The sequence below is a fragment of the Nocardiopsis listeri genome (genome assembly GCF_020741345.1).
In the GTDB taxonomy this organism is placed as follows: domain Bacteria; phylum Actinomycetota; class Actinomycetes; order Streptosporangiales; family Streptosporangiaceae; genus Nocardiopsis; species Nocardiopsis listeri_A.
The window spans coordinates 1-7405 of the sequence record NZ_DYZD01000291.1; the positions used below are offsets into that span (position 1 = coordinate 1).

At 68.8% G+C, this 7405-nt stretch carries 5 protein-coding genes and 1 pseudogene; 5 read left to right on the forward strand and 1 reads right to left on the reverse strand.

Annotated features, from left to right (window positions below; all coding sequences use genetic code 11):
• The 3 genes from mrdA to K8V84_RS15445 form a co-directional block, all read left to right on the forward strand.
• Window positions 1-1832: penicillin-binding protein 2 (mrdA, locus tag K8V84_RS15435; protein ID WP_304075448.1), on the forward strand; the 1832-nt coding region annotated here is incomplete at its 5' end.
• Window positions 1832-3010, forward strand: a complete 1179-nt coding sequence (gene rodA / locus K8V84_RS15440) for a rod shape-determining protein RodA (RefSeq protein WP_304075450.1) — start codon at window positions 1832-1834, stop codon at window positions 3008-3010. The genes mrdA and rodA, both read left to right, overlap by 1 nt.
• Window positions 3011-3185: 175 nt before the next feature.
• The gene (locus K8V84_RS15445; RefSeq protein WP_304075453.1) at window positions 3186-5123 is read left to right on the forward strand and encodes a TIGR03960 family B12-binding radical SAM protein; all 1938 of its coding nucleotides are present in this window, start codon (window positions 3186-3188) and stop codon (window positions 5121-5123) included.
• Window positions 5124-5560: 437 nt separating this feature from the next.
• On the opposite strand, the gene K8V84_RS15450 is transcribed toward K8V84_RS15445, so the two are convergent.
• Complete coding sequence (locus K8V84_RS15450) at window positions 5561-5686, reverse strand: hypothetical protein (RefSeq protein ID WP_304075456.1); 126 nt, start codon at window positions 5684-5686, stop codon at window positions 5561-5563.
• A 103-nt stretch (window positions 5687-5789) separates the two neighbouring features.
• On the opposite strand from K8V84_RS15450, the gene K8V84_RS15455 reads away from it, so the two are divergent.
• Together K8V84_RS15455 and K8V84_RS15460 are read left to right on the forward strand one after the other, a co-directional pair.
• Window positions 5790-6569 (forward strand): TIGR03936 family radical SAM-associated protein, encoded by a 780-nt coding sequence (locus K8V84_RS15455; protein WP_304075459.1) that lies wholly within the window; start codon window positions 5790-5792, stop codon window positions 6567-6569.
• A gap of 267 nt (window positions 6570-6836) precedes the next feature.
• Window positions 6837-7405: pseudogene (locus tag K8V84_RS15460) on the forward strand (ribonuclease E/G); the annotation flags it as partial.

Here is a 7405-nt window from a genome sequence, read left to right on the forward strand (position 1 = left end):
ACGAACTCCAGGGGATGGAGGACGGCGGCGAGAAGGTCCTGACGGACCTGGCCGAGGTCCTCGACGTCCCCGTGGAGGAACTCCGCCAGCGCGTACGGTTGTGCGGCCCCGAGGTCGAGCGTCCCTGCTGGCCGGGTTCGCCCTACCAGCCCGTCACCCTCGCCGAGGGGATCGAAGGGTCGGTGGCGCTGCAGATCATGGAGAGCGCCGAGGACTTCCCCGGCATCACCGCGCAGGCCCAGGCCGTGCGGGAGTATCCGCAGGGCGAGCACGCCGGGCAGATGCTCGGCTACCTCCAGCCCGTCACGCAGGAGGAACTCGACGCCCGCGAGGAGTTGCGCACCCGCTTCACCGGCATCGACCAGGTGGGTCGGGACGGCCTGGAGGCCGTCTACGACCAGGAACTGCGCGGCACCGCCGGTCTGCGGACCCTGGGGGTGAACAACCACGGAGAGGTCATGGACGTGATCTCCGACGAACTGCCCGTGGCCGGCCGCCACATCGTCACCCACATGGACATCGAGGTGCAAAAGGCCGCGGAGAAGGCGCTCGCGGAAGGCATGGCGGGCGCACGACCCAAGTACCGCGCCGACTCCGGCGCCGCCGTGGTCCTCGACGTCACCAACGGCGGAGTCGTCGCCATGGCGAGCCTGCCCACCTACGACCCGAGCATCTGGCAGGGCGGCATCGACCAGGAGACCTTCGACGAGATCCTCAGCGAGGAGGCGGGCGAACCCTTGCTCTCCCGCGCGGTCCAGGGCACCTACCCGCCCGGCTCCACCTTCAAGGTGTCGTCGATGTCGGCGGCGGCCGAGAACGGTTACTCGCTGCGCAGCACCTACGCCTGCCCCGGTTCGGTCAGCCTGGCCGGGCAGTCCTACGAGAACTACGCGGGCGCCGGACAGGGCAGCATCACCCTGAAACAGGCCATCGTCGCCTCCTGCAACACCGTCTTCTACAACTTCGGCTACCAGATGTGGCTCAAGGACGGTGGACTGCACCCCGATGGCGAGCCGGAGGAGGCGATGGCCGAGATGGCCCGCGGCTACGGGTTCGGTTCGCCGACCGGGGTGGACCTGCCCTACGAGACCGGTGGCCGCGTCCCCGACCGAGAGTGGAAGCGCACCTTCTGGGAGGAGACCCGGGAGGCGAACTGCGCCCGGGCCGACGAGGGGTATCCGGACATCGCCGAGACCAACCCTTCGCACGCCTCCTACCTTCAGCGCCTCGCGCACGAGCACTGCGTCCAGGGTTTCGAATGGCGCGCCAACGAGGCGGTCAACTTCGCGATCGGTCAGGGCGACGTCCTGGTCAGCCCGTTGCAGCTGGCCTCCGCCTACGCCGCCATCGCCAACGGCGGGACCCTGTACGAGCCGCGCGTGGCCAAGGCCCTGGTCTCCGCGGACGGGTCGGACGTGGAACCCATCGAACCGACGGTCAAGGGCGAGCTTCCGGTCAGCGACGAGACCCTTCGCTACCTTCAGGAGGCGCTGACCGAGGTGACCAAGTCCGGTACCGGTGGCGGGGCCTTCGGCGACTTCCCGCAGGACCAGGTGTCCGTGGCGGGCAAGACCGGCAGCGCCGACGCCGAACAGCGCCAGGTGTCGTCCTGGTTCGCCTCCTACGCTCCGGCCGACGACCCGCAGTACGCGGTGGCCGTCCTGGTCTCCCAGGGCGGTACCGGTGGTGAGACCGCCGCGCCCATCGCGAGCCAGATCTACAAGGCCATCTACGGGCTCGGGGGCGGCAAGGAGTTGCTGCCCGGCGGTGAGCCCCACTCCGACCTGCCCACCGTTCGTTCGGACGGTTCCATCGACCCGCTGGAGCTCTGATGGACACCTACAGCGGAACGTTCCGGCGACGGCACCTCGGCCGCACCGCGGCCACCGCGGCGGGAAGCGCTCGACGCCTCGACCGGGTCCTCGTCCTCGCCGTGCTCTTCCTGGGAGCCATCGGGGCGCTGCTGGTGTGGTCGGCGACCCTGCCGGGTGACGGGGGAGATCCCCGTGACTCCATGGACGCGCTCCTGCGCCACCTGGCCCACCTGACGGTGGCGTGGGTGGTGTGCCTGGTCGTGGCGACGATCGACTACCGGACGGTGCGCGCCTACGCGCCCATCGTCTACGCGGTGACGATCATCGCCCTGGTCCTGGTGCTCACCCCGCTGGGTGCGGTCATCAACGGATCGCGGGGCTGGCTCGTGGTCGCGGGGTTTCAGTTCCAACCCAGCGAACTCGCCAAGATCGGGCTGATCCTGGTCCTGGCCACCTTCCTGGGCGAACCCAGGGACGGTGAGACGCGGCCGATGAGCCGCGACGTGCTGCTGTGCGTGCTGGTCGTGGCGATCCCGCTCGCCCTGGTCATGCTCCAACCCGACCTGGGCACCAGCCTGGTGTTGTGCGCGACCTTCCTCGGCATGCTCACCCTGTCGAGGGCGCCCCTGGTGTGGGTGGGGAGCATGCTCGCGGTCGGGGCCGCCGGCGCGTTCGCCGTGTGGTGGTTCGAGATGTTGGAGCCCTACCAGGTCGACCGCATCGCCACCCTGATGGATCCGGCCGCGGACCCGCAGGGCTCGGGGTACAACTCCGCTCAGGCCCTCATCGCGGTGGGGTCCGGCGGGTTCGACGGCACCGGCCTGTTCCAGGGCGAACAGACCCACGGTCGGTTCGTACCCGAACAGCACACCGACTTCATCTTCACCGTGGCGGGAGAGGAACTCGGGTTCGTCGGGGCCGCGGCGATCATCGTGCTGTTGGGCGTGGTGATCTGGCGGATCCTGCGGATCGCCCTCGGTTGCGATCTGCCCTACCCGCGGATGCTGTGCGTGGGGGTGGCCGCCTGGTTCTCGTTCCAGGGCCTGATCAACATCGGCATGTGCCTGGGCGTGGTGCCCGTCACCGGTCTCCCACTGCCGTTCGTCTCCTATGGCGGCACGGCGATCATGGCGAACATGCTCGCCTTGGGGCTGGTGCTGGGCGTCAACTCCCGCGACCGCGGTTTCGAGTACTGAACCCGTTCGGTCCGGGCCCCGCCGGGGCCCGGACCGAACGGGCCTGTGGAAAACCGGCCGGAAGCCCCCCGCGCCGGTAACCTGGGAGATCCACCGCGCGTGAGCAACACCGGCCCCGAGGGTTTCCGACCAGGGGCCGGGCAGACACGATGTCCGCCGATCGAAGGCCTACACCATGTCCGTCGAAAGTCTCTTCCCGCGTATCGAACCCCTGCTGGGTCGGGTGAGCAAACCGATCCAGTACGTGGGTGGTGAGCTCAACTCCGTGGTCAAGGAGTGGGACGACACCCGGGTCCGCTGGGCGCTGATGTACCCGGACGCCTACGAGGTGGGCGTACCCAACCAGGGCGTGCAGATCCTGTACGAGATCCTCAACGAACGCGAGGGGGTCCTGGCCGAGCGCGCCTACGCCGTCTGGTCGGACATGGAGAGGCTGATGCGCGAGCACGGCATCCCACAGTTCACGGTCGACGGTCACCGCCCCGTACGCGCCTTCGACGTGCTCGGCCTGAGCTTCGCCAGCGAGATGGGCTACACCAACATGCTCACCGCGCTGGACCTGGGCGAGATCCCGCGGCGCTCCGTCGACCGCACCGAGGACGACCCGATCGTGCTGGCCGGCGGGCACGCGGCCTTCAACCCCGAACCCATCGCGGACTTCCTGGACGCCGTGGTGCTGGGCGACGGCGAGGAGATCACCCTGGCCGTCACCGAGATCATCCGGGAGTTCAAGGAGGAGGGCGAACCGGGTGGGCGCGACGGGCTGCTGCTGCGCCTGGCCGCCACCGGCGGGGTGTACATTCCGCGCTTCTACGACGTGAGCCACCACGACGACGGTCGGATCGCCGCCTGTACCCCGAACCGGCCGGGGGTCCCGGGCACGGTGCAAAAGCACACCGTGATGGACCTGGACCAGTGGCCCTACCCCAAGAAACCCATCGTGCCCACGGCCGAGTCCGTGCACGAGCGCTACAGCGTGGAGATCTTCCGCGGCTGCACCCGCGGCTGCCGTTTCTGTCAGGCCGGGATGATCACCCGCCCGGTACGCGAGCGCAACCAGAAAACCGTCCAGAGGATGGTCGAGGAGGGGGTGCGCAACTCCGGCTTCCAGGAGGTCGGTCTGCTCTCCCTGTCCAGCGCCGACCACAGCGAGATCGGTGACATCGCCAAGAACCTCGCCGACGAGTACGAGGGGACCAACACCGGCCTGTCACTGCCCTCCACCCGGGTCGACGCCTTCAACATCGACCTGGCCAACGAACTCACCCGCAACGGCCGCCGTTCCGGGCTGACCTTCGCTCCCGAGGGCGGCAGCGAACGCATGCGCCGGGTGATCAACAAGATGGTCACCGAGGAGGACCTCATCCGTACCGTCACCGCCGCCTACGCGGCCGGGTGGCGACAGGTGAAGCTGTACTTCATGTGCGGGTTGCCCACCGAGGAGGACGAGGACGTCCTGGCCATCGCGGACCTGGCCACCGAGGTCATCCGGACCGGACGAGAGGTGACCGGACGCAAGGACATCCGATGCACGGTCTCCATCGGCGGGTTCGTGCCCAAGCCGCAGACGCCGTTCCAGTGGGTCGGCCAGACCTCCCACGAGGACGTGGACGCCAGGCTGCGCAAGCTGAGGGACCGACTGCGCGGTGACCGCAAGTACGGAAGGTCGATCGGTCTGCGCTACCACGAGGGCCGACCATCGATCATCGAGGGACTGCTGTCCCGCGGCGATCGTCGTGTGGGCCGGATCGTGGAACAGGTCTGGGAGGAGGGCGGCCGCTTCGACGGGTGGAGCGAACACTTCTCCTACGACCGTTGGAAGAAGGCGGCCGCGGTCGCCCTCGCCGGAACCGGGGTGGACCTGGACTGGTTCACCACTCGCGATCGGGACGAGGACGAGGTCCTGCCCTGGGACCACCTGGACGCCGGGCTGGACCGGAGCTGGCTCTGGCAGGACTGGCAGGACTCCCTGCACGGCGAGGAGTCGCCGGAGATCGACGACTGCCGATGGAACCCCTGCTACGACTGCGGTGTGTGCCCCAGCATGGGCACCGAGATCCAGATCAACGATCCGGCCGAGGGGCGCCCGATGCTGCCACTGACCGTGGTCTGACCGGGCCTTGAACCGATGAGGGCCCACGTGGGCGCAGGAGCACCGTCCAGTGACTCCGGCCCGCCCGAGTGGGAGGTGAGCGAAGGTGACCGAGGAACCGTGTGTGCGGGTTCGGGACACAAAGAACCCCAGGGCACTGGTGTGTCCTGGGGTGGAAGAGTAAAGTTCGCGCTCCGGGTGTCTTCGTCCTGCGGCGCGCTCGCGTTCGTTGTGTCCGCTCGCGCTTCCGTGGGGCCGAAGCCTCCCGGGGAGGAAGGTGTACGGCCCGGCGCCCCGCTCGCGCCGGGCCGTACGTAAAGTAAGACTCCCGGGGGTGCCGGTGGGTTGCCATCGGTTGCGGATTTTCTTTGGATTTTTTTTCCGGCCCTCCGTGTTCAGGTGGTGGACACCGGTTCGCAGGACCGCTCGGAATCTGTTCGAGACTTTTCGATTCCAGGTCAGCGGGGCAGGAACCGGTATGCGCAGTCCTGTTGGCGCATGTGCACCGCGGCGCACCGTACGCTGAACAGGACGAGGAACAGCCCCTTTCGGGTCGCCACCGACGGCCCGTACAGAGGGGGCATGAGGAAAGGAGTTGAGCTGCCCCCCGCACACGAGGGCACCACCTCACCCTCCACCGCCAAACCCGGCCAACGGCTCCGAGTCCGCTACGCCAAACGTGGACGCATGCGATTCGCGAGTCACCGTGACATCGCCCGGGCACTGGAGAGAGCTCTACGCAGGGCCTCCCTGCCCGTGGCGTTCTCCGCCGGTTTCTCACCACATCCCAAGATCTCCTACACCGGTGCGGCCCCCACGGGGGTCGCCAGCGAGGCGGAGTATCTAGAGCTCACCATGACCGAGGAGTGCCGGCCCGATCAGGTCAAGGACGCGATCGACGCGGCCATGCCCGATGGGATCGACGTGCTCGAGGTCGTCGAGGCTCGGGTAACGGGCCTGGCCGACCGGCTCCAGGCCTCCGTATGGCGAGTGGAGATGGCGGACGTCGACCCCGGCGACGCCGCCAAGGCGGTGGCCGACTATCTGGCCGCCGAGAGCGTCGAGGTGGAACGGATGACGAAGAAGGGCAGACGCCGCTTCGACACCCGCCCGGCTGTACTCGGTATCGACGTGTGCGACGGTCCCCATGGGCGCGCCCCAGGGGAGCGACACACGACATATGCCATACTTCGAATGGTCGTACGGCACACGACACCTGCTGTTCGACCAGACGACGTATTGACCGGCCTTCGCCACGTGGCCGACCTCGCGCCGCCGTCATCACCCACGATGACCCGGCTGGCGCAGGGGCCGCTGGACGAGGTGACAGGTGCGATCGCCGACCCGTTCGACGCGGACCGACCCGAAGCTCCCACCACAGAGAGCACCGGGTCCGCACACGATGAGACGAACGATCGACGCACCCGAGCACCACGGCCGTCGCCCATGACGGGATCGCGCCCATGAGCGGTCCCAACGCGGGGTACATGGGCGTAACCACAGGACTTTGCCCCGGCGACACTCAGGTGCCGCCGGCGCTGACACAGCGACGACAGTTCTCGTGAGCCGCAGCGTCGGACCGTACGCGGCCGACGGCGCGCCCGAGAACTTTGACGGGAGACCGCCCGGATGCTCGACAACGAGCCCAAGAGCGGTGCCGACGGCACCGCGGGTACAACTGAAACAACCGAGAACACAGCGGGGACGCCCCCAGCGGGGGACGGCGAGGTTCGGGTGACCAGGCCCGCGCCCGCCAAGGGCGCTCGCCGCGCGGCCGGACCACCCCCCGAACCCGAGGACGTCTTCACACCACCGACCACACCGAGCACCAAGCCGGCCGGTTCGGGTGAGGGTGGAACGGTCAAGACCTCTTCGCCCACGCCGGTGCGCAGGCGCACGGTCCGCGCCGCGGGGCGACCCGCGGACGTTCCCGTGGCCACCGGTGGTCGACGCACCCGAGTGGCCTCCGAGGACGACGACGCTCCCCGCGGGTCGGTCGACAAGAACGCCCCCAAGGGGGACTCCGCAGGCGAGGGCAACGGCACCCAGGAGAGCACCTCCCGCGGCCGCACCCGCTCCCGTACGCGCTCGCGCGCGCCCAAGACCGTCGAGGCACCCGCCCCGGAAGCGGTCGAGGAAGAGGAAGAGGAGACCGAGGAGAACACCCCCGGTACCTCCGGTTCCCTCTTCTCCCCGCCCGGCGGCATGCTCTTCCAGCCTCCGGTCGCCCAGCAGAACGTCCCGGCCAAGACCCGCAAGGTCGTCGAGGTCGAGGAAGAGGAGACCGACGAGGACTCCGAGAC